At 66.7% G+C, this 23,057-nt stretch carries 17 protein-coding genes; 5 read left to right on the top strand and 12 right to left on the bottom strand.

From position 1 onward, the window contains the following. Nucleotides 1–27 precede the first annotated feature (27 nt). The 6 genes from selB to fdnG form a co-directional block, all read right to left on the bottom strand. On the bottom strand, nt 28–1,953 hold the full coding sequence (gene selB, locus QZM35_RS03465) for a selenocysteine-specific translation elongation factor (RefSeq protein ID WP_301775391.1): 1,926 nt from the start codon (nt 1,951–1,953) through the stop codon (nt 28–30). Further along, on the bottom strand, nt 1,950–3,389 hold the full coding sequence (selA, locus tag QZM35_RS03460) for an L-seryl-tRNA(Sec) selenium transferase (RefSeq protein ID WP_089432413.1): 1,440 nt from the start codon (nt 3,387–3,389) through the stop codon (nt 1,950–1,952). Before selA ends, selB begins: the two co-directional genes overlap by 4 nt. Nucleotides 3,390–3,466: 77 nt before the next feature. Further along, nucleotides 3,467–4,402: a formate dehydrogenase accessory protein FdhE gene (gene fdhE, locus QZM35_RS03455; RefSeq protein ID WP_174971920.1), complete on the bottom strand. Its 936-nt coding sequence runs from the start codon at nt 4,400–4,402 to the stop codon at nt 3,467–3,469. 108 nt (nt 4,403–4,510) lie between these two features. Further along, a complete protein-coding gene (locus QZM35_RS03450) occupies nt 4,511–5,137 on the bottom strand; it encodes a formate dehydrogenase subunit gamma (RefSeq protein WP_011355693.1) in 627 nt (208 codons plus the stop codon). Beyond that, entirely contained in the window at nt 5,134–6,048 is a 915-nt protein-coding gene (gene fdxH / locus QZM35_RS03445) for a formate dehydrogenase subunit beta (protein ID WP_011355694.1), read from the bottom strand. Before fdxH ends, QZM35_RS03450 begins: the two co-directional genes overlap by 4 nt. A 10-nt stretch (nt 6,049–6,058) precedes the next feature. Then, nucleotides 6,059–9,130, bottom strand: a complete 3,072-nt coding sequence (gene fdnG / locus QZM35_RS03440) for a formate dehydrogenase-N subunit alpha (RefSeq protein ID WP_089427921.1) — start codon at nt 9,128–9,130, stop codon at nt 6,059–6,061. Nucleotides 9,131–9,272: 142 nt separating this feature from the next. On the opposite strand from fdnG, the gene QZM35_RS03435 reads away from it, so the two are divergent. The 3 genes from QZM35_RS03435 (at nt 9,273) to QZM35_RS03425 (ending at nt 12,629) form a co-directional block, all read left to right on the top strand. Beyond that, nucleotides 9,273–10,208 carry a YihY/virulence factor BrkB family protein gene (locus QZM35_RS03435; protein WP_089427922.1) on the top strand — a complete coding sequence of 312 codons (936 nt, stop codon included), beginning with the start codon at nt 9,273–9,275 and terminating at the stop codon, nt 10,206–10,208. A 402-nt stretch (nt 10,209–10,610) separates the two neighbouring features. After that, nucleotides 10,611–11,768 (top strand): porin, encoded by a 1,158-nt coding sequence (locus QZM35_RS03430; RefSeq protein ID WP_089427923.1) that lies wholly within the window; start codon nt 10,611–10,613, stop codon nt 11,766–11,768. A gap of 387 nt (nt 11,769–12,155) precedes the next feature. Further along, a complete protein-coding gene (locus QZM35_RS03425; RefSeq protein ID WP_089427924.1) occupies nt 12,156–12,629 on the top strand; it encodes a VOC family protein in 474 nt (157 codons plus the stop codon). Between the two features lie 151 nt (nt 12,630–12,780). Here the strand turns inward: QZM35_RS03425 and QZM35_RS03420 are convergent, their stop codons facing one another. Further along, the gene (locus QZM35_RS03420) at nt 12,781–13,572 is read right to left on the bottom strand and encodes an AadA family aminoglycoside 3''-O-nucleotidyltransferase (protein WP_301775390.1); all 792 of its coding nucleotides are present in this window, start codon (nt 13,570–13,572) and stop codon (nt 12,781–12,783) included. 285 nt (nt 13,573–13,857) lie between these two features. Continuing rightward, nucleotides 13,858–14,307, bottom strand: coding sequence for an HU family DNA-binding protein (locus QZM35_RS03415; RefSeq protein ID WP_011355701.1), 450 nt, complete (start codon nt 14,305–14,307; stop codon nt 13,858–13,860). 257 nt (nt 14,308–14,564) lie between these two features. Here QZM35_RS03415 and QZM35_RS03410 point away from each other — a divergent pair, with 257 nt between their 5' ends. Further along, nucleotides 14,565–15,683 carry an acyltransferase gene (locus QZM35_RS03410; RefSeq protein WP_301775389.1) on the top strand — a complete coding sequence of 373 codons (1,119 nt, stop codon included), beginning with the start codon at nt 14,565–14,567 and terminating at the stop codon, nt 15,681–15,683. A gap of 394 nt (nt 15,684–16,077) precedes the next feature. Here the strand turns inward: QZM35_RS03410 and galU are convergent, their stop codons facing one another. After that, a complete protein-coding gene (galU, locus tag QZM35_RS03405) occupies nt 16,078–16,965 on the bottom strand; it encodes a UTP--glucose-1-phosphate uridylyltransferase GalU (RefSeq protein WP_011548079.1) in 888 nt (295 codons plus the stop codon). A 230-nt stretch (nt 16,966–17,195) separates the two neighbouring features. Next, on the bottom strand, nt 17,196–17,339 hold the full coding sequence (locus tag QZM35_RS03400) for a hypothetical protein (RefSeq protein WP_006479318.1): 144 nt from the start codon (nt 17,337–17,339) through the stop codon (nt 17,196–17,198). Between the two features lie 217 nt (nt 17,340–17,556). Here QZM35_RS03400 and QZM35_RS03395 point away from each other — a divergent pair, with 217 nt between their 5' ends. Continuing rightward, complete coding sequence (locus QZM35_RS03395) at nt 17,557–18,732, top strand: acyltransferase (RefSeq protein ID WP_174971927.1); 1,176 nt, start codon at nt 17,557–17,559, stop codon at nt 18,730–18,732. Between the two features lie 395 nt (nt 18,733–19,127). Here the strand turns inward: QZM35_RS03395 and QZM35_RS03390 are convergent, their stop codons facing one another. Beyond that, nucleotides 19,128–21,593, bottom strand: a complete 2,466-nt coding sequence (locus QZM35_RS03390) for a glycosyltransferase family 4 protein (RefSeq protein ID WP_174971929.1) — start codon at nt 21,591–21,593, stop codon at nt 19,128–19,130. Beyond that, nucleotides 21,590–23,056 carry a flippase gene (locus QZM35_RS03385; RefSeq protein WP_089427929.1) on the bottom strand — a complete coding sequence of 489 codons (1,467 nt, stop codon included), beginning with the start codon at nt 23,054–23,056 and terminating at the stop codon, nt 21,590–21,592. Before QZM35_RS03385 ends, QZM35_RS03390 begins: the two co-directional genes overlap by 4 nt. Nucleotide 23,057 lies beyond the last annotated feature (1 nt).

Below are 23,057 nucleotides of genomic sequence, written 5' to 3'. Positions count from 1 at the left end.
GAAAAGAACCCAAAGAACAACGAGTGCCTACGCCTGAATACCCGCCCAACCGCTGTCAGGCCGCAGGAGGTGAAGATCGCGGTGGAAGCGAGTATACCCAACCCGGTCGAAGAACTCGAGAATCTGGATCGCGCGCTTGCGGCCGAGCCCCGTCGCATCGCGGAACGTCGCGGCATCGAGCCCGCCGGCGCGCAACGGCGCGAGATGCGCAACCAGTTCCGCCAGTTCGCGCACCACGTCCGCGTGATAGAACAGGTCGCGCACGACCTGGTGCACGTCACCGCGCCGCGCGAGCTTGCGCAGCAACGCGCGCACCGCGTCCTCGGCCGCGCCCGTGTCACGGGCCAGGTCGCGCACCCACGGCGGATCGAAGCGCCCCGCGTGAATCAGCGGCAGCAGTTGCTGCGCCAGCGCCTCCTCGCGCGGCTCGAGGCTTACCGAATGCGACGGCAGGTGCAGCCACGGCCCGCTTCGCGCGACTTCGCCGCCGGCCACCAGCACATCGACGAGCGCGCGCCACAGCGCATCGCCGGCGAGCGGCGCTGACATCCGCCGCAACCGCGCGGCGTCGAGCCCCTGCTCGTCGGGCATGCGCTCGTGATACGCGCGCAGCGTATCGATCGCCCGCGTCTGCAGTGCGCGCCAGTGCGCCCGGGCAATCACCGCGCCGTCGTTCGACGCGGCGTCGCGCGGCCCGATCGCCAGCGCGTCTTCCGGCAAGGCCAGCGCATTCGGCGCGAAACCCGTCAGATGCGTGAGCATCGCGCGCGGGATGCCGAGCGGCGCCTGCGCGAGCAGCGCATCGAGGCGGCCCGCGTCGAGCCATTCGGCCAGCGCGTCGAGCCATGCGCGGCGCGCAGGCGTACGACGCTTGCGCGCCGGCCCGAACGGATCGAGCACGCGGCCGCCGCCGACCGTGCGCGTCGCCTGCGGATTGCGGACGATGAACCGGTCGCCCGGCAGCGCAAACACCGGCTCGTCGAATACGAGTTGCACGCGCATGCGCTGGCCGGCCGCGAGCGTATCGCCGTCGAGCAGCGCGACATGCGCGACGCGATGCAGCGTGCCGAGATGCACGTGCAGCGGCGCCCAGTGCGTCAGCGTGAGCCCCGCATCCACGAGCAGCGTCAGCTCGACGTCGAGACGCGGCGAGGTCGCGACGAGCCGCGCATCGGCGACGGTGTCGCCTCGCTCGACATCGGCCTTGTCGACCCCGGCCAGATTCAGCGCGCAACGCTCGCCCGCGCGGCCGGCCTCGACCGGCCGGTTCTGCGCGTGGATGCTGCGCACGCGCGCCGCGCCGCCCGTGCGCACGATCGCGAGCGTGTCGCCGGTCGCGACGCGGCCCGCGAACGCGGTGCCCGTCACGACGGTACCCTGCCCCGCGAGCGTGAACACGCGATCGACCGCGAGCCGGAACAGCCCGTCGTCGCGGCGGGCGCGCCACGCGATCGCCGCGTCAGCCAGGTAACGCTTCAACGCGGCGACGCCCGGATCGTCCGCAGCCGTCGCACGCGTTTCGAAAATCGGCACGCCGGCCAGCGTGGAGTCGTTCAGCCACGTGGCGATCTCGTCACGCACTTCGGCCACGCGTGCGGCATCGACGCGATCGCACTTCGTCAGCGCGACGGCGCCATGCGTGACGCCGAGCAATTGCAGGATCGCGAGATGCTCGCGCGTCTGCGGCATCACGCCGTCGTCGGCGGCAATCACGAGCAGCGCGAAGTCGATCCCGCATGCGCCGGCCGCCATCGTATGAATCAGCTTCTCGTGGCCCGGCACGTCGATCAGGCCGAGCACGTCGCCGTTGTCGAGCGGCGTATACGCGTAACCGAGCTCGATCGAGATGCCGCGCGCCTTCTCTTCCTTCAGGCGATCGGTATCGACGCCCGTCAGCGCGCGCACCAGCGTCGTCTTGCCGTGGTCGATGTGCCCCGCGGTACCGACGATCATGCAGCCGGCCCCGCGAGCGGCACGCATTGCGCGACGAACACCGCCTCGTCGGCGGCTTCGAGGCAGCGCAGGTCGAGCCGCAGCGCATTGTCGGCGACGCGGCCGATCACCGGGCGCGGCCATTCGCGCAGCCGTTTCTCGAGCTGCGCCAGTGCACGGCCGCCGCGCTTGCCGTCCGCCGTGCGTACGACGAGCCCGGCGCTCGGCAACTGGTCGACCGGCAGCGCGCCGCTGCCGATCTGGCTGAACATCGGCTCGACCGTCACGTCGAAACCGCTGCCGAGCGCGGCCTGCAGCGCCGGACGCACGCGTTCGGCGGCCTCGGCGATCTCGCGCTGCGGGCGCGTCAGCAGCCGCAGCGTCGTGAGCCGGTCGCGCAGGAACTCGGGCGACTGGTAGAGGCGCAGCACCGGCTCGAGCGCCGCGAGCGTCAGCTTGCCGACACGCAGCGCGCGCTTGAGCGGATGTTTCTTGATCTTCGCGATCAGCGCGCGATCGCCGACGATCAGGCCGGCCTGCGGCCCGCCGAGCAGCTTGTCGCCGCTGAACGTGACAACGTTTGCGCCGGCGGCGACGGTTTCCTGCACGGTCGTCTCGTGCGGCAGGCCCCATTGCGACAGGTCGGCGAGCGTGCCGCTGCCGAGATCGACGGCCACCGGCAGCCCGTGCTCGCGCGCGAGCGGCGCGAGTTCGGCGAGCGTCGCCTCCTTCGTGAAGCCGCTGATCGCGTAGTTGCTGCAATGCACCTTCATCAGCAGCGCGGTGCGCGGGCCGATGGCTTCCGCGTAGTCGCGCAGATGGGTGCGGTTGGTGGTGCCGACCTCGCGCATCCTGGCGCCCGCGCGGCTCATGATGTCGGGAATGCGGAATGCGCCGCCGATCTCGACCAGCTCGCCGCGCGACACGACGACTTCCCGTTTCGTCGCCAGCGCCGACAGCGCCAGCAGCACGGCCGCCGCGTTGTTGTTGACGACGGTCGCGGCTTCCGCGCCCGTCAGTTCGCACAGCAGATCGTCGATCAGGTCGTCGCGATCGCCGCGGCGGCCCGTGGCGAGATCGAATTCGAGGTTGACTGGCCGCGTCAGCACGTCGACCACCGCGCGCACCGCGTCGTCGGGCAACAGAGCGCGCCCGAGGTTCGTGTGCAGCACGGTGCCGGTCAGGTTGAACACGGCGCGCACCGCGCCCGCGCTCTGCGCGGCCAGCGTGCGCGCGACGGCCGCGGCGATGCGCGGCTCGTCGAGCGGCTCGGCCGCCGCCGGATCGTGTTGCGCAGCGGTACGCCAGCGTTCGAGCTCGGCACGCACGGCGTTCAGCACGCGCGTGCGGCCGTAGTCCGCGATGAGCGGTTGCAGCGGCGCCGACGACAGCACGCGCTCCACGGACGGCACGCGCGCCAGTACCGCATTCAGTTCATTCACACCCGGTTCGGTCACGTCGTTGTGGCTCCAGTCTCATGCTTCGCAGCGGGCCGGCGCCGGTGCTCGCGCACCGTCCCCGCCGGCCCGTGCCGTCAATTCGCGTCCCGCGAGACATCCGGCCACAGCAGCGGGTTCGGTGAACTGCGCTGGTAGCCGGCTTCGTTCATCAGCAGGTCGAGCGTGAGACTCGCGAGATCGTCCGCCAGCGGCTCGAACTCGTAGTCCTTGTCCTGATAGCCGATCTTGCGATAGGTCTTGCACTCGTCGCACGATTCGGCCTTGACGGCTTCGCTGCCGCCTTCGATCCCGTGATAGGCGATGCCTTTCGTCGAATCGCAGTGCGAGCACTTCGTGCGCACCATGTGCCACTCGGTCGTGCACAGCCCGCATTGCAGGAAACGGTAGCCCTGGTACTGGCCGCCGACCCGCACGACGCTCGCGACCGGATGCGTGCCGCACACGGGGCACAGCCCCGGCTGGTCGAGATACGGGACGTCGGCCGGCGGAACGCGGCTGGCGAGGTCCGTCCAGACCACCTGCAGCGCGGCCATCAGGAACGGCGCGATGGCCGGGTCGACTTCGGCGAAACGCAGCGCGAGGATCGCGTCGGCTTGCGCGTCGAGTTCGGCGGGCGCCATCAGGCGCAGCCGGTCGAGCAGCTTCGCGAGCTGCGGGTTGACGAGCCCGGCGCCTTCGACGCGGTCGAGCAGTTCGTACAGCACGGCGCGCCAGCGCGGATCGCGCTCGCCGTCGAGCGCCGGCACGAGCGGCATCGAATGCTCCTGCGCACGCGCGATCGCTTCCTTCGACGGCAGCGGCAGTTCGAGCGTTTGCAGCGTCGCGTGCTGCGCATCGGCGACGGTGGCCATCAGCCGCAGGTAGCCGCTGATCGGGTTCAGGTCGGCCAGCTTGCGCAGCCGCGCGGCGCGCGCCGAGAACGCGGTGGCGCGCTCCGGCAGGCGAAAGCGCGGGATGGCCGAATGATCGAGGGTCGAGATCTCGGTCGGTTCGAGGATGCGTTGTGTCACAAAAATATCTTCCAAAAAAACAAGCGCCGACAGGTCGGCGCTTCAGGCGGTTCCGACGGCTGACGGGGCAACTCGCCGCGATTCGGCGAGCCGCCCCGCTCCGGTGCGTTATTTCACGCTTTCACGGAACCACTTCGGGTGATGCTTGCGAGCCCAGCCCAGCGTGACGGTGCCGCGCACCATCGCGCCGATCGAGCCCTTCACCCACAACGCCGCGTAAATGTGCACGATGATGCTCGCGATCAGCACGAAGGCCGCCACGGCATGCACGACAGCGGCCGCGCGGATCACCCCGATCGGGAAGTAGAACGAGAAGTAGCGCCGCCAGATCACGACTCCCGACAGCAGGAGCAGCAGCAGGCACGCGACCAACGTAAAGAATAGCAGCTTCTGCCCGGCGTTATAGCGCCCGACCGGCGGCAGCTTGTCTTCCTGGTTGGTCAGCACGTCGCCGATCTGCTTGAGCCACTGGCGATCGTCCGCGTCGAGCGCGTTGTGGTGCCAGAAGCGCACCACCAGGATCGCGAACGACACGAACATCACGAGGCCGACGAACGGATGCAGGATCCGCGTCCACTGGCCGCCGCCGAACAGCGCGGTCAGCCAGAACATCGACGGATGAAACAGCGCGAGCCCGGACAGCGCGAGCAGCACGAACGTGATCGCGGTGATCCAGTGGTTCGTGCGCTCGTTCGCCGAGTAGCGGACGATCAGGTTGGGGTCGTCGTGGTTCATTTCGCGTCCTCCTTGATGCGTCGCGCCTCGTCGCGCGCGGCCTGTTCCTCTTCGTCGCTCACCTCGTTCGGACCGACCCGGACATAGTGGAAGAACCCGGCAAGCGCGGTCAGCGCGATGCCGGCCACCGCGAGCGGTTTCGCGATGCCCTTCCACAGCTTCACCATCGGGCTGATCGACGGGTTGTCGGGCAGCCCGTGGTACAGCGACGGCTTGTCCGCGTGGTGCAGCACGTACATCACGTGCGTGCCGCCGACGCCCTGCGGGTCGTACAGCCCCGCATGCTCGAAGCCGCGCTCCTTCAGGTCCTCGATCCGCTCGGCCGCGTGCTGCTTCATGTCCTCCTTGGTGCCGAACACGATCGCGCCCGTCGGGCAGGTCTTCACGCAGGCCGGTTCCTGGCCGACCGCGACGCGGTCGGAACAGAGCGTGCACTTGTATGCGCGATGATCCTTCTTCGAGATCCGCGGGACGTTGAACGGGCAGCCGGTCACGCAATAGCCGCAACCGATGCAGTTCTCCTCGTGGAAATCGACGATCCCGTTGTTGTACTGCACGATCGCGCCCGGCGACGGACACGCCTTCAGGCAGCCCGGATCCTCGCAGTGCATGCAGCCGTCCTTGCGGATCAGCCACTCGAGGTCACCGGCCGGGTTCTCGTATTCGGAGAACCGCATCACCGTCCACGAATGCTCGGTCAGGTCGGCCGGGTTGTCGTACACGCCGACGTTGGTGCCGACCTCGTCACGCAGGTCGTTCCACTCCATGCATGCCGTCTGGCATGCCTTGCAGCCGATGCACTTCGATACGTCGATCAGCTTCGCGACACTCCCGGTCACCGGTTCGCGCACCGTGGGCGGTGGCGTCGTGGTGGCCGAGACGCGCTTGATATCCAGCGATTGCAATGCCATCTCTTTCCCCTTACGCCTTTTCGACCTTCACCAGGAACGACTTGAATTCCGGTGTATAGGAGTTGCCGTCACCCACGGACGGAGTCAGGGTATTGGCGAGATAGCCGGGCTTCGTCAGACCCTTGAAGCCCCAGTGCAACGGGACGCCGACCGTCTGGACCTTCTTGCCGTCGACCGTCAGCGGCTTGATCCGCTTCGTGACGAGGGCGACCGCGATGATGTAGCCGCGCTTGGACGACACCTTCACGCGCTCGCCATGCGCGACGCCGACTTCCTTCGCGAGGTCTTCGCCGATCTCGACGAATTGCTCGGGCTGGATGATCGAGTTCAGCCGTGCATGCTTGGTCCAGTAGTGGAAGTGCTCGGTGAGCCGGTACGTCGTCGCCACGTGCGGAAACTCCGCCACCTTGCCGAACGACGCGCGGTCGTCCGGGAACACGCGGGCAGCCGGGTTGTTCAGCGCCTGCGGGTTGTTCGGGTGCAGCGGGTTCGCGTCGAGCGGCGTCTCGAACGGCTCGTAGTGCTCGGGGAACGGACCTTCGTTCATCCCCGCCCGGGCGAAGAAGCGTGCGACACCTTCCGGGTTCATGATGAACGGCCCCATCCCGTTTTCGGGCGATTCGTCCGCCTTGAAGTCGGGAATGTCGGCCCCCTTCCACGCGCTGCCGTTCCAGCCGATCAGCTTGCGGGTCGGGTCGAACGGCTTGCCGGCAACGTCACACGACGCGCGGTTGTACAGGATCCGCCGGTTCGCCGGCCAGGCCCACGCCCAGTTCAGCGTCTGGCCGATGCCGGTCGGGTCAGAGTTGTCGCGCCGCCCCATCTGGTTGCCGGCCTGCGTCCAGGCACCGCAGAAGATCCAGCAGCCGCTCGCGGTCGTGCCGTCGTCCTTCAACTGCGCGAACGCGGCCAGCTGCTCGCCCTTCTTCACGAGCGTCTTGGTCGGATCCTTCGGATCGGGCAGATCGGCGAGCGCCTTGCCGTTGAACTCCATCGCGAGCTCTTCGGGCGTCGGGCTTTCCGGGTTCGCGTACGGCCAGGTCAGGTTGACGATCGGATCCGGATACTTGCCGCCGTCCGTCTGGTACATCTTGCGCATGCGCAGGAACAGCCCCGACATGATCTCGAGGTCGCTGCGCGCCTCGCCCGGCGGCTCCGCGCCCTTCCAGTGCCATTGCAGCACGCGGCTCGAACTCACGAGCGAACCGTTTTCCTCCGCGAAGCACGTGGTCGGCAGACGGAACACCTCGGTCTGGATCTTCGACGAATCGACGTCGTTGTAGTCGCCGTGATGCTTCCAGAACTCGGAGGTTTCGGTGGCGAGCGGGTCCATGATCACGAGCCACTTCAGCTTCGCGAGCCCGGCCGCCGTCTTCACCTTCGACGGCGACGCCGCAAGCGGGTTGAAGCCCTGGCAGATGTAGCCGTTCATCTTGCCGGCATTCATCAGCTCGATCACCTGCAGCAGGTCGTATTGCTTGTCCAGCTTCGGCAGATAGTCGTAGCCCCAGTTGTTCTCGGCGGTCGCCGCATCGCCCCACCAGGACTTCATGAAGCTCACGTGGAAGGCCTTGTAGTTCTTCCAGTAGCTCAACTGGTTCGGCCGCAGCGGCAGCTGCACGCGCTTCTTGATGTAGCCGTCGAAATCCTGCTCGGCCTGCATCGGCAGCGTCATGTAGCCCGGCAGCAGGTTCGACATCAGCCCGAGGTCGGTCAACCCCTGGATGTTCGAGTGGCCGCGCAGCGCGTTCATCCCGCCGCCGGCGATGCCGATGTTGCCGAGCAGCAGCTGCACCATCGCACCGGTGCGGATGATCTGCGCGCCGATCGAGTGGTGCGTCCAGCCGAGCGCGTACAGCACCGTGCCGGCGCGGCCGGGAACGGCGGTGGTCGCGAGCATCTCGCACACCTTCAGGAATTTCTCCTTCGGCGTGCCGCACGTCTGCTGGACCATGTCCGGCGTATAGCGCGCGTAATGCTGCTTCAGCAGGTTGTAAACACAGCGCGGATGCTGCAGCGTCGGGTCGACCTTCACGAAGCCGTCGTCGCCGCGCTCGTAGTCCCAGCTCGATTTGTCCGGGTACGCGTGCTTCTCCGCGTCGTAGCCGGAATAGATGCCGTCGTTGAACGCGAAATCCTCGCGCACGATGAACGAGAAGTCCGTGTAGTTCTTCACGTACTCATGCTGGATCTTGTCGTTCGTCAGCAGATAGTTGATGACGCCGCCCAGGAAGACGATGTCGGTGCCGGTGCGGATCGGCGCGTAGTAGTCGGCCACCGAGGCCGTACGCGTGAAACGCGGGTCGACGACGATCAGCCGCGCCTTGCGGTGCGCCTTCGCCTCCGTTACCCACTTGAAACCGCACGGATGGGCCTCGGCTGCATTGCCGCCCATCACGAGAATCACGTCCGCGTTCTTGATGTCGACCCAATGGTTCGTCATCGCTCCACGGCCAAACGTCGGGGCAAGACCTGCCACCGTCGGGCCATGTCAGACACGCGCCTGATTGTCGAATGCGAGCATCCCGAGACTGCGGATGGTCTTGTGCGTCAGGTAGCCGACCTCGTTGCTGCCCGCCGACGCGGCCAGCATGCCGGTGGTCAGCCATCGGTTGACCTTCGCACCGTCTTCCGCCGTCTCGACGAAGTTCGCGTCGCGGTCGGCCTTCATCAGCTTCGCGATGCGGTCGAGCGCGTCATTCCACGAAATCGGTTCCCACTTGTCCGAGCCGGGCGCACGATACTCGGGATGCGTCAGGCGGTTCGGGCTGTGGATGAAGTCGATCAGGCTCGCGCCCTTCGGGCACAGCGTGCCGCGATTGACGGGATGGTCGGGATCGCCTTCGATGTGGATGATGCTCGGCTGGGCGTTTTTCGCGCCGTCTCCGAGGCTGTACATCAGGATGCCGCAACCCACTGAACAGTAAGGACAGGTGTTGCGCGTTTCGACGGTGCGCGCCAGCTTGTACTGTCGGACTTCGGCAAGCGCTTCGGACGGAGAGAAGCCCATCAGGGCTAGACTCGATCCGGCAAGCGACGTAGCCGTCACCTTCAGGAACTGGCGCCGGGACATTTGTAGCATGGCTGGTCTCGGCGTTATTGTGGGGGTGAGGAAACTGAAAGGAATTATAGACAGTTCGCGCAACTATGTTCGAATCTTCGGATCAATACTGAATTGTCTGATTACCAACGATGATCCGCGTTCCCCGCGCCACCGAACCGTCATGAAACGACAGATCACCTCCGAAGCCACCCGTCTCGCGCAAGAACAGGCCAACTGGGCCCTCACCGCGTTCAAGCGCTTCTCGTCCGACCGCTGCTCCGCGATGGCCGCGGGCATCGCCTTTTTCTCCGCGTTCTCGCTCGCGCCGATGCTCGTGATGGTGATTGCCGTGGCCGGCTGGTTCTACGGCGACGATGCCGCGCGCGGCCAGGTGTTCGAACAGGCGCACCAGCTGATCGGCGACGACGCGGCGGCCAGCATCCAGACGATCGTGCAGAACGCGCACCGCGCGGGCGAGCGCGGCGGCCTGGCCACCCTGATCTCGTTCGCCGCGCTCGCGATCGGCGCGTCGGCCACCTTCGCGTCGCTCAGCGCCGCGCTCAGCGTGATCTGGCCGGCCACCGAGAACCGCTGGTCGAGCATGCTCGGGCTCGTGCGCGTGCGGCTGATCTCGTTCGGGCTCGTGCTCGGCGTCGCGTTCCTGCTGATCGTGTCGCTCGTGCTCGACACCGCGATCACGTTCGTCGGCACCTGGCTGCTGGGCAATTCGCCGTACGTGATCGTCACGAACCTCGTGCAGTTCTTCGTCGGCATCGCGGTGCTCGCGGGCGCGTTCGCGTCGCTGATGAAGTTCCTGCCCGATGCGCGCGTCGCCTGGCGTGACGCCGCGATCGGCGGCATCGTGTCCGCGATCCTGTTCTCCGGCGGCAAGAAGCTGTTCGCGCTGTACCTTGCGCGTGCGGGCACCGCAAGTGCATTCGGCGCAGCCGGATCGTTCGCGGTCCTGCTGATGTGGCTGTACTTCTCCGCGATCGTGCTGCTGCTCGGCGCGGAATTCGCGGCCGCCCGCGGCAACGCGCATCGGCTCCCAAGTACCGCCGCGCCGAGCGCTTCCGCGCAAACCGATCGCCCCGGCGATCGCGCGCACGACGACTGAGGCGCCGCTTGCGCAACATCGCGGCACGCCCCCGCACACGCGTCTGCCCTTTGCAACCACGCTGCCCGCGCGCATTCGCGCGGCGTTGACACGTTCTTTGCATGCGTGCGCATTCGTTGCCGCAACCGCAAACGTTTGCACGCTTCCGTTTCGGTGCGCGGACGGGCTGAAACAGGCTTCCTGCCGCGATGCGCATCAACTAGTGAAACAATCGCATCGCAGCAATTGTCAACTTTTTCAAAAACAGAAACAGTCGTTGATGTACTTGATATATATGGACTTTTTCTCGCTGTTACCTTTTCGAGACACTTTATTTTTTAAGCTTTCTTGCGTCGATGGCACTGAGCTATTCTCCAATCCGCAACAAAAAACGATGAATCACTTGCGTGGAGATACTCAACGATGAAGAAACTCGCTCTCTCGACCCTCTCGCTCGCCCTGCTGGGCGCCGCTGGCGCTGCTCACGCTCAATCGAGCGTGACGCTGTACGGCGTGATCGATACGTCGATCACCTATGTTCACGGTAACGACGGTCAAGGTAACAATTCGTGGTCGATGGGTAGCGGCAACCTGCAAGGTAGCCGCTTCGGCCTGAAGGGTTCGGAAGACCTCGGTGGCGGCCTGAAGGCGATCTTCCAGTTGGAAAACGGCTTCAACTCGGCATCGGGTGCACTGGGCCAGGGTGGCCGCATGTTCGGTCGCCAGGCTTTCGTCGGCCTGCAAAGCGACCAGTACGGTACGCTGACGCTGGGCCGCCAGTACGACCCGCTGGTCGACCTGGTCCAGGCAGTCACGGCTGACAACTACTTCGGCAGCGTGTTCGCCACGCCGGGCGACGTCGACAACAACGACAACAGCCTGCGCGTCAGCAACGCGATCAAGTACACGTCGCCGGTCTGGGGCGGCCTCCAGTTCGAAGGCATGTACGCACTCGGCGGTGTCGCCGGCGCAACGGGCAAGGGTCAGACGTGGGCCGCAGCTGCAGCCTACAACAACGGCCCCCTCGGCCTGGCTGCCGGTTACTTCCACGCCAACAACTCGGCTCCGCTGAGCACCGCAGGCGTGCGCACCGGCTGGGCCGGCACGTCGGACGCGATCTTCGACGGTTCGGGCGCGTTCATCAACAACGCCTACACGTCGTCGTCGTCGATCGGTATCGCTCAAGTGGCTGGCCAGTATGCATTCGGCCCGGTGACGTTCGGCCTCGGCTACAGCAACGCGCAGTACAAGGCGGACGCGAACTCGGCATTCGGCACGAACCAGAAGTACAACACGGGTCGCGCATTCGTCACGTACCAGGCATCGGCACCGCTGCTGCTCGGCCTCGGCTACATCTACACGAAGGGTAGCGGCCAGACCGACGCCAAGTACCATCAGGTTTCGCTCGGCGCCGACTACTCGCTGTCGAAGCGTACCGACGTCTACCTGGTTGGCGCATATCAGCACGCAAGCGGCAAGAACGCCGACGGCAGCGATGCGCAAGCGTCGGTCGGCTCGTACGGCATCGCCGGCAAGAGCTCGCAGGAAATCGTCGCACTCGGCCTGCGTCACAAGTTCTAAGAAGTACGTTTCCGGCGTGCATGGCGTCTCCGACGCCTTGCCGCCGACCTGGAAAGCCAGCCCCGGTTTCGGCCGCGGCTGGCTTTTTTTCGTCCGTCTCCCGCGTGCCGGCAGCGCCCGCACGGGCCGGGAACGGGAACCCGGGCCCCGACCCACGCCCGCCGGCCAGCAGCGGCGCCTGGCGGCTGCCAAGCACCGGGAACACCGTTTGCGAAGCGCCGCGCCGGTCGCCATCCGTCCGCCGAGCGACTACCATCCGCACTGCCGGCACCGCTCGTCCGGTGCGACCGCAATGTGCCGAAGCGTGTCGATTTCGGCAATCGTCATCCGTCGTCTCGATGGCGGCACGCGGTTCGCGCATCGCCCCATTCATACAGGAGATACGCCATGACGATTCAGAAGATCACGCCTTTCCTCTGGTACGCGGCGGAAGCGGAAGAAGCCGCCGCCTTCTATGCGGGCATCTTTCCGGATTCGCGCGTCGTGCGCGTCACGACGGTGCCCGGCACCGACGGCACGCGGATGGTCGAGTTCGAGCTGTTCGGGCAACCGTTCTTCGCGATGAGCCACCCGCGCACCGACACGTTCAATCACGCGATCTCGCTGCTGGTCAGCTGCGCCGACCAGGCGGAACTCGACCGCTACTGGCATGCCCTGCTCGACAACGGCGGCACGGCCGACGCCTGCGGCTGGCTGAGAGACCGCTACGGCGTGTCGTGGCAGATCGTTCCGGAAACGCTGATCCCGATGGTGTCCGACCGGGACACGGTCAAGGCCACGCGCGTGGCCGCCGCGATGATGCAGATGATCAAGCTCGACGACGCCGCATTGAAGGCCGCCTACGCCGGCACGGCGGGCTGACGAAGCAGCATGTCGCACGGCGCATGCGCGATGACGCGCCGGGTCGCCGACAGGCATCCGGCTCGACCGCATGCGCGTGCGACCGCCGCGCCATTGCCGATGATCTTCATCGGCGTCGCCCCCAAGCCGGCCACGCGCGCGGCATCCGCCGCTACGTCGACAGCATCGACTCGACCGTTCGCCGCGCGTAGCCGATGAATGCGGCAAGGGGTTCGCCCGACAGGATCGCCGCGTCCTCCTCGCCGCCGAGATAGGCGGCACGCGCCGCCGCGACAACCGGCCGGTAGGCTTGCGGCAAGCGTTCCAGAACCCATGTCGCCGCGACGGCCTTCGGCGCGATCCTGCCGGTCGCGGCGCTGTACCAGATGCGCGCGAGCGCGAGCACCACGTTGCACGCGTCGCCGCGCCAGTCTGATTCGGCATTCCATTGCGCGACCGTCGCCAGCAGCGCGGCGACAAAATCCCGTGCGGGCACTTGCTCGAAAAGCGCCGCCGCCGGCAGGCCAACCAGCACGACACTGTGCTGCCGCACCTTCGTCAACAGGATCGCCAGATCGTGATCGACACGCGCCGGTTCGACGATGCCGGCCTCGAGGTCGTGACGCAGCCACTCGCCGAACTGAAGTTCGCGACGCGCCGGATGACGCCACGGCACGACCGCATCGTGCGCGACGACGGTCACTTCCAGTGCGCGCATGCCGCCGGCGCGACCAGGCGGCACCGACACGGCCAGCAAGTCGAGCATCAGTGCGTGCCGTGTCGATTCGTCCGGCCGGGTCGACACTGTCACCAGCAGGTCGACGTCACTGCGCGGCTTCAGTCCGCCGTCGAGCGCCGATCCGAACAGGTGGATTGCCGTGAGCGTCGCGCCGAGATGCCGCTCGATCGTGTCGCACGCGGCGCCGACCTGGGCGGCGATTTCGTCGGGAATGCATTCAGTCACGATGCACGTGCCTCGCGATGCGCACGCGACCGGCACAGCGCACGCGACGGGCAGCGGCGGATCTGCTGCAAGCGCGCGGAGGATTGCCGTTCGTCATCGCGCGTGCGCGGCGCATCTTCCGTCGTGCGTCACGCGTCGAACCGGCCTTCCGCCATTTCGCTGCTTCGCTGCTTCGCTGCCGCGCGATTTGCGCAGCGCAATAAAAATCCCCGCACGCTTTCGCGTGCGGGGATCGTCGGACATCGCAGCGGCTGCCGATATGCATTCGGCAGCCACTGCGCAGCATTACGCTGCCGCGTCCTTCAGCTTCTTCAGCGCACGTGCCTTCACGCGCACGCTGGCCGGCTTCGCCGGGAACCAACGCTCTTCGCCCGTGAACGGATCCTTGCCGAAGCGCTTCTTCTTCGCCGGCACGACTTGCGCCGTGATCTTCAGCAGACCCGGCAGCGTGAACTCGCCCGCGCCCTTCTTGTGGACCGAGCCCAGCACGACGTTCTCGAGTGCGACGAGCACTGCCTTGACAGCCTTCACTTCGACAGCTGCGCGCTCAGCGATGTGCGTTGCGAGCGATGCCTTCGTGAACTTGTCCTTCAGCGGCGTCGGAGCGGCCGGTGCCGCCTTCGCGACGACCTTCTTGGCCACTACTTTCTTCGCGGGCGCAGCCTTTTTGGCAGCCACTTTCTTGGTGGCCGGTGCGGCAGCCTTCTTGGCCACCTTTTTTGCGGAAGTCGCCATGTTTCTCCTACCAGGTGTGGTCGTTGGATACACGAAGCGTGCAACGCGCGCGCTTCAACGCCGGATTCTACAAGCGCCTTGACGCTTCGTGCAGTACTTTTATGCGTTTTCGCGGGGTTTCCCGCAGGTTTTTTTGCATGCGACCGATTTCATCGACGCTCCAGCATCAAAAAACGCCTTCACGTAGGCACCCGAATGCGAATTACGTTCGATATTTGCGCACCTATACTGGGCTCGCTCAATGCCCGGATGCCTCCATGCGCGAAGCCAGATACGTCAAAGGACTCGACGGCCTGCGAGCCCTCGCCGTCATCCTCGTTTTCCTGTCCCACAAGGGCCACGTCCTTGCCGTCGACGTCGGCAAGCTTGGCGTGTGGACGTTTTTCCTCATCAGCGGATTCCTGATCGTCGGCGAGCTGCATCGCAACCGCCAGGCGGTCGAGCGCGACACCATGACGCGCCGCCACGCGCTCGCGCTGTTCCTCGCGAAACGCGCGCTGCGGATCTTTCCCGTCTATTACCTGCTGCTCGCCGCGCTCGCGATCGCGCACGCGCTGTTCTACCAGCGCGGCGTCAATCTCGGGCTCGCGTGGCACGCGGCGTTCCTGTCGAATTACTGGATCGGCGCCGTCAAGGACGGCTGGCCAGGCTCCACGTCGCACTTCTGGAGCCTCGCGGTTGAACAGCAGTTCTATCTGATCGCGCCGCTCGCGCTGCTCGCGGTGCCCGCCGCGCGACACGTCGCGCTCGGCATCGGAGCCATCGCACTGTGCGCGCTCGCGCATCTCGCGCTCTACCTGTGCGACGCGTCGCCGGTGCTGATCTATGCGTTTTCCCCGTGGAATTTCGCGCTGATCGCGCTCGGCGGCGTCGGCGCGATGGCGCTCGCCGATCGCGGAGCGGCCGCCGTGCGCCGCGTTCCGCCCGGCTGGCTCGGCGCGGCCGGCGTCGTGTTCTTCCTCGTGCTGCCTGCCTGCACGCCCCTGCCCGACGCGATCGCGGGGCTCGCGGATCTCGGCCTGTCCGCATCGCTCGGCGCGCTGCTGCTGTGGATCGTCAGCGAACCCGAGCATCCGGTCGTGGCGCTGCTCGACTGGGCGCCGCTCGCCTATCTCGGCACGATCAGCTACGGCTTCTACCTGTTCCACAATCTGATTCCGGCGCGTTTCGGCGTGCTGCCGGCGCACGTCGGGCACGTGGCCATCCCTGAAATCGTCCGCGACACGCTACCCGAGATGCTGCAGTTCGCGCTCGCCGTGCTGCTCGCGCACCTGTCCTGGCGCTATCTGGAAAAGCGGCTGCTCGATTTCAAGAAGCCGGTCGCCGCGATGCTGGCCCGGTATTTCGCCGCACGGCCGAGCACGTCGGCGCGTTGAACACGGCACGTTCGCGGCAACGGTTGAGCGGGGAAGCGGTGCTTCACGCCACACCCCGGCGCTGACGCTCAACACTCGAGCCGTCGCGTCATCGACCGGCGCCGGCAAAAACGATGCGGTCACGAACGTCGATGCGCATCGCGCAATCGAACCGCCGATCCTGTGATCCGGGCGCCCGTCGCGGCACCGGTTTCAGCCGTGACGTCCGCTCTCGTCGGCGCGCCCCGCTCCGCACGCCACCCCGATCCTGAAGCCGGTCCGCCACGACACGCACCCCGACCGCACGCACGGCGATCGTGCACTGGTGCACCCGCACACGCAAAAAAGCCCCGGCGCGCGAGCGGCCGGGGCCAACGGAACAACCACCACCTGAAACAACGGAGCGCGCGGCTGCTTAGGCGACAGCAGCCAGCGCGGGCAAGCAGGTACGCAGGTAGGCCTCGAATTCGCGGCTCACTTCCGGATGCTGGAGCGCGAGCTCGACGGTGGCCTTGAGATAGCCGATCTTGCTGCCGCAGTCGAAGCGCGTGCCGTAGTAGCGATACGCGAGCACCTGCTCGTTCGCGAGCAGCGACTGAACCGCGTCGGTCAGCTGCAGCTCGCCGCCGGCGCCCGGCTTGAGCTTGCGCAGGTGATCGAAGATCGTCGGCATGAACACGTAGCGGCCGACCACGCCGAGATTCGACGGCGCATCTTCCGGCGCCGGCTTCTCGATGATGCCCGACAGCTTGATGATGTCCTCTTCCCATTCGCGGCCTTCGACGACACCGTACGAACGGCTGTCCTCGCGCGGGATCGTCTCGACCCCGATCACCGAGCTGTGATAGTGGTCGAACACGTCGACGAGCTGCTTGAGCACCGGCTGTTCGCCGTGCAGCAGGTCGTCGGCGAGAATCACCGCGAACGGCTCGCCGTGCACCAGCTTCTCCGCGCACAGCACCGCGTGGCCGAGGCCGAGCGCTTCCGGCTGGCGCACGTAGAAGCAGTTCACGTGGCTCGGCTTGATGCCGCGCACCAGTTCGAGCAGCTTTTCCTTGCCGCGCGCCTCGAGCTCGGCCTCGATCTCGTAGGACTTGTCGAAGTGATCCTCGATCGCGCGCTTGCTGCGGCCGGTGACGAAGATCATCTCGGTGATACCTGCGTTGATCGCTTCCTCGACCGCGTACTGGATCAGCGGCTTGTCGACGACGGGCAACATTTCCTTCGGGCTCGCCTTCGTTGCCGGGAGGAACCGCGTGCCGAGACCGGCGACGGGGAACACGGCCTTGGTGACTTTCAACATGTTCGCATCCTGATTGCGTTGACTGCGCCGCGTCGACCAGCGACCCGGCGCGATTGTGTTCCGAACGGCATATCGAGAATCGACGGTACTGCCAATTCGACTCCGCTCATTTTCGATATGGACTGATTGCCCAATGATTCCGGAAAAAATATAATCCTTTCAACCCGGTCGATATTGCCGAACCGAGTGCCGAGGCAGAAACAAATTACCGATTTTCCAGATACAAATTCTTACGATTCGAATTCCTCGATATAGGGCACGCCGCCCCGTTCGAGACCCGGGCGAATCGGTTCGTTCTTCAGCGCCTCACGGTACGCCGACAGCACGGCCATGACCAGCAGTACTGCAGCGCTCGCGATCCAATGCATGTCCATCTTGCCGCTCCTTGCATCAATCAACTGGAGCTTCAAACTATCAGAAAAAAATCGGTAAATAATTGACCCGCCTCGCGGAACCGCTTTCTGATCGCGATAAACCCATGATGTGGAATTGCGATATTTCCCGGCGAGATTTTTTTATTCATTGATCGAATTCTTGCGCATTACGATTGGATGAAACTTCCCGTCCATCCGTCGCAAGGAATCGAATCGCATGCAAGCTTTCAGCGGATCGTCTCTGACCGCGCCGCCCTTCGCCGATCACAAGGAACACGTGATCGACGCGATGCGCGGCTTCGCGGCGCTGCTCGTCGCCTATTTCCACTGCCGCCAGGTCGTCTGGGTCGGCATGCAAAGCTTCCATCACGCTTACGGCCATGCGCTCACCCCGAGCGCGATCGCCGGCTACCTGACCTTCCCGTTCGCGTGGGGCTCCGCCGGCGTGCCGATCTTCTTCGTGATCAGCGGCTACTGCATCCATCGCAACGCGGCGCTCAAGCTCGCGGCCGATCCCGCGTACCGGCTCGACGCGCCGAACTTCTGGGTGCGCCGGTTCGCGCGCATCTACCCGGTGCTGCTCGCCGCGCTGCTGTTTACGCTCGCCCTCGACTCGGTCAGCCTGCAGATCGAGCCCGTCAGCCACAAGATCCGCGACGTCGGCCTCGTCGCGTTCCTCGTGAACCTGTTCTCGCTGCAGGGCGTTGCCGGCTACACATACGGGTCGAACGGCGCGCTGTGGACGCTGTCGCTCGAAGTGCAGTTCTACGCGATCTACCCGCTGCTGTTCGCGATCCGCCGGCGCATCGGCATGCCGGCGGTCGTGGCCGCGGTCGCGCTCGTCAACGTCGCGTCGGCGTGGCTGCTCGAACGGCACGACCTGCAGTTCTTCACGTCGTACTGGCTGTCCTGGACGATCGGCGCGTGGATCGCCGACGTGCGCGCGCAGCCGGCCCGCGGCGCGGCCGCCGTGCCGTCGCGCGCGTGGTACGGCGCGGCCGCCGTGCTGCTGGCCGCCGGCTGCGGCGCGTTCCATTTCGGCCAGTACGGCGCGTTCCAGCTGTGGTCGGCCGGCTTCGCGTGCTTCCTGTACCGCGCGCTTGCCCGTCCGCCGCGCCCGACGCCGCCGCTGCGCGTGCTGAGCTGGTTCGGCGACTTCAGCTACTCGCTGTACCTGATCCACCTGCCGCTGTTCGTCTGCCTCGGCTCGGTGCTGTTCCATTCCGAGCTGCAGCTGTCGATCTGGCCGTCGTTCGCGTTCATGGCCGCCGCGATCCCGGTCGCGTATGTGTTCTACCGGATGTTCGAACGGCCCGCGATGACGTGGTCGGCCAGCTTCAAGCCGGCTCGCCCCGCTCGGGTCGTGACGCCGGCGCCCGAACGGGCTGTTTGATCCGGCCGGAACGCTTTCCCGAGCCCTCGCGCGGCGGTGCGCTGCGCGGGGGCTTTTTCATGACCTGAGCGCGCCGGCATACCGGGTTGGCGGGGGGTGGGTAGCCTTCGGGCGTCGGGCCGCGCTACGGCCCGCATGAGCCGCCCTCGACCGCCTTTCACCATCGGGACTGCCTGGGCGCGGCCTTCTGGCGTCACGTTCTGGCGTCACGTTCTGGCGCCGCCTTCTCGCGTCGCCAACCACGCCGTCCCAATCAACGACCGGCCAAGCACGCCCCACGCGGCGCACAACAACCTGCCCACCACCCGCCCGACAAAGGCCCCCGGCGCTGAAAAACAAAGCCCCCACGCAGCACACCGCCGCATGAGGGCCCGTTTCCCGCCGGCTCGCGCCGCTTACCGCTTCTTCGCCTTCGCGGCCTTCGCCGTATCCGCGAGGATCTTCTCGACCCGCTCCACGTAGGTTTCGGTGCCGAACCGGCGCACCGCCGTCGCTCGCCCGCTCGCGACGAGCCGCTCGCGCAGCGCGCCGTCGCGCTTCAGCGTAGCCAGCGCGTCGGCCAGCGCGGCCGCGTCGCCCGGCGCGCAGAGCAGCCCGTTGTCGCCGTCCTCGATGATCTCGACGACGCCGCCCGCACGGGCCGCGACGACCGGCCGGCGCGCGAGCATCCCCTCGACAATCACGCGCCCGAACGGCTCGGGCGTGATCGACGTGTGCGCGACGACGTCGACCGCCGTCATGCAGGCGGCCACGTCGCGCTGGAACCCGAGGAAATGCACGCGCTCGTCCATCCCGTGCCGCGCGACGTATTCGTGCAGCTGCGCCGCGTATTCGTCCTCGCCGAACAGCGGCGCGCCGACCAGCACCACGTGCATGTCGGGATGCCGCGCGGCGGCTTCCAGCAGCACGTGCTGCCCCTTCCAGTGCGCGAGGCGGCTGAACGAACCGACGAGCCACGCGTTTTCGGGCAACCCGAGGCGCGTGCGCAGCGCGGCCTGGCTGACGCCTTCCAGCGCGTCGAACGGCTCGGCCGAAATGCCGTTGAACACGACGTCGACGTGCTGCGGCGTGAAGCCCGTCAACGTCCGGAACGCCTGCGCGGACGCATCGGAGTTCGCGATCACGCGCGTGACGCCGAGCCGCGCGCAGTACTTGATCGCCATCAACTGCTTGCTGCCGAAATGGTCGGTGCTGACGATGTCGCGCAGGTGCCACACCACCGGCTTGCGCGCGAGCCGCCCGGCCAGCGCGGCGACCACCATCGCGCGCTGCGTGTTCGCGTAGATCACCTCGGCGCGGCGTGCGCGGCGCGCGACGTCGCGCACCAGCCGCACGAGCTGTTTCACCGCCCCGACCGACACGCCGCCCTGCTTGCGCACGCCCGCGAGCGCGCCCTGGTCGACCACGTCGACGCGCGCGCCGATCTCGTCGAGCGCCGCGCGGAACGGGCCGTCGTCGAACAGCAGGACATCGGCGTTCGCGCGCATGTGCTTCATGATCTCGAGCAGCGACAGCTCGGCGCCGCCGAGCACGCCGCTCTGGTCGAGCACGAGTGTCGCCGGGCCGCGCGCGGCCGGCATCGGCGCGATCGCCGTGCCGCGCTGCGCGGTCGAGCCGGGCAGCGCCGCTTCCACATAGTCGAGAAAGCGCCGCCGGAACGTATCGGCGGAAAACCGCTCCGCGTTCGTGCGGCAGGCGGTCGGCGTGAAGCGCTGCGGCGCACGCTCGAAATCGTCGACGGCCGCGACGATCGCGTGCGGCGTCTGTTCGTCGAAAAAGAGCCCGGTCGGGTTCAGGTCCGATTGCGGGTCGAGCACGGTTTCGAGCGCGCCGCCCTTGCCGTACGCGATCACCGGCGTGCCGCACGCCTGCGCCTCGACCACCGAGATCCCGAAATCCTCCTCGGCCGCGAACACGAACGCCTTCGCACGCCGCATCCGGTCGTGCAGCACCGCGAACGGCTGGTAGCCCATGATCTCGACGTTCGGGCCCGCCTTCGCGCGGATCTTCTGCATCTCGGGGCCGTCGCCGATCACGACGAGCTTGCGCTCGGGCGTGCGCGAAAAGGCTTCGACGATCAGGTCGATCTTCTTGTACGGCACCATCCGCGACGCGGTCAGGTAGAAATCCTCCTTCTCCGCGTTCAGCGAAAACGCGTCGACGTCGACCGGCGGGAAGATCACCGCCGCGTCGCGGTGGTAGACCTTCTTGATGCGCCGGGCGATGAACGCGGAGTTCGCGACGAAACCGTCCACCGCGTTCGCGGTGCGCGTGTCCCAGTTGCGGATGTAATGCAGGATCATCCGCGCGAGCAGCGACTTCGGCCCGTGCGTGAGGTTCGACTGTTCCAGATACTGGTGCTGCAGATCCCACGCATAGCGGATCGGCGAATGCACGTAGCTGATATGCACCTGGTCGGGCCCCGTCAGCACGCCCTTCGCGACCGCGTGGCTGCTCGAGATCACCAGGTCGTACTCGGACACGTCGAGCTGCTCGATCGCGAGCGGCATCAGCGGCAGGTAGCTGCGGTACTTGGTGCGCGCGAACGGCAGCTTCTGGATGAACGACGTCGTCACCGGCTTGCCGCGCACGAACGCGCGATCGTCGAGGAAGTCGACGAGACTGAACAGGTCCGCGTCGGGAAAGCACGCGACGATCTGCTCGAGCACGCGTTCGGCTCCGGCATAGGTGACGAGCCAGTCGTGGACGATCGCCACGCGCAGCGCGCGCGTCGGATGGCGCGCGCTGGCCCGTTCGGCCGGCATCGCCCGGCGCAGCGCGGCGGCGTCGCCCGCTTCGGCCACGGCCGCATCGGCGGTGGCGAGATTCAATACGGCGTGTTCCGCCAGATCGCGATTCATACTGTTCTCCTCGCATTGAGACGGACGAACAAGTCGCGCACTAGCGCACGCAACCCCGGTGTCATCGTGAGCGACCACGCAACATTCAACAGCAGCACGACCGCGCACATGCCGATCGACTCGACGAGCCCCGGCCACGCCTGCGCCAGGAACAGGCTTGCGAGCAGGAAGGCCAGGTGCGCGAGCATGTCGAGCACGATCGCGCGCATCCGGATCGCCGACAGGTACAGCAGCACGCCGTAGTCGACGAGCGCGCGCGCCGCGACGACCACCGCCGCGCCGATCAGCCCGAAGTGATGAATGCCGAACCACAGGCCGCCGACGAAGAACGGCATCTCGACGAGCCCGGCGAACGCCGCGCGGGCCGGGTTGACCTGCGACTGGATCAGGATCCGCGTGACGCTCGCCTGGCCGACGAGCCACACGCTGATCACCAGCACGCGGCCGACCGGCGCCGAATGCGCGGCGAGATCCGCGCCCACCCACAGCGTGAGGAACGGCGCGAGCGCGAAGATCGCGACGATGCCGACCGGCGTGAACACGCCGTTCAGGAATTCGAGCGACTGGCGCGCGAGCGTGTCCGCATGGTCGCGGCCCACCGCCGACAGGCGCGGGAACAGCGTGCGCACGAGCGCGTTCGGCAGCATGTTCAGGCGCGTGACGAGGTTCTGCGGCACGGTGTAGTAGGTGACGAACTTCGCGCCCATGCCGGCGCCGAGCATCACGCGGTCGAGCGTGTCGGCGATCATGCTCGTCGTACTCGCGATCAGCATCCAGCCGCCGAAGTTGAACAGCCCTTTCGCGGTGCCCCACTGCGGCGGATCGATGCGCCGGATCCCGAGCACCTTGATGCTGGCCTGGCCGAGCATCACCGCCGCGATCAGCCGCGCGACGACCGCCGCGGCGAGCACCGTCTGCAGGTTCGGCGCGATCCACCACGCGGCGCCGAGCGGCAGCAGCTGGAACAGGAACGTGCCGATCGTCTGGTTCGTGTTGAACACGCCGAAGCGTTCGGCGCCGTTGATCGCGCCGGCGAACACCCACGACACGTTCGCCAGCGGAATCGCGAGCGCGAGCCACGGCAGCGCGAGATACACCTCGTGCTGCATCGCCGCCGACACCTTCGTGAAGTACGCGGTGTAGACGAACGCGCCGAAATAGATCAGCAGCCCGCCGACGATGCCGGTGCCGAGGTTCAGCCAGAACGCGCTCCAGAACACGCGCGCGCTTTCGTCGGCGTTGCCGCTCGCGAGCGCCTTCGAGATGTGGTTCTGCGCGGCCATGCTCATCCCGAGATCGAGGATCCCGAAATAGCCGATCAGCGTCCACACGAGGCTGACGACGCCGTAGCGTTCGACGCCGAGCGCGTGGATATAGGCGGGCACCGTCACCAGCGACACGAAGGTCGGCAGGATCAGCCCGATGAAGTTGATCGAAACGTTCTTGAGTATGCCTTTGTCCATG

The sequence above is a fragment of the Burkholderia sp. AU45274 genome (assembly GCF_030482505.1).
Lineage (GTDB): Bacteria > Pseudomonadota > Gammaproteobacteria > Burkholderiales > Burkholderiaceae > Burkholderia.
Note: the sequence above shows the minus strand (reverse complement) of the source record. Positions and strands in the feature narration are given on the sequence as shown.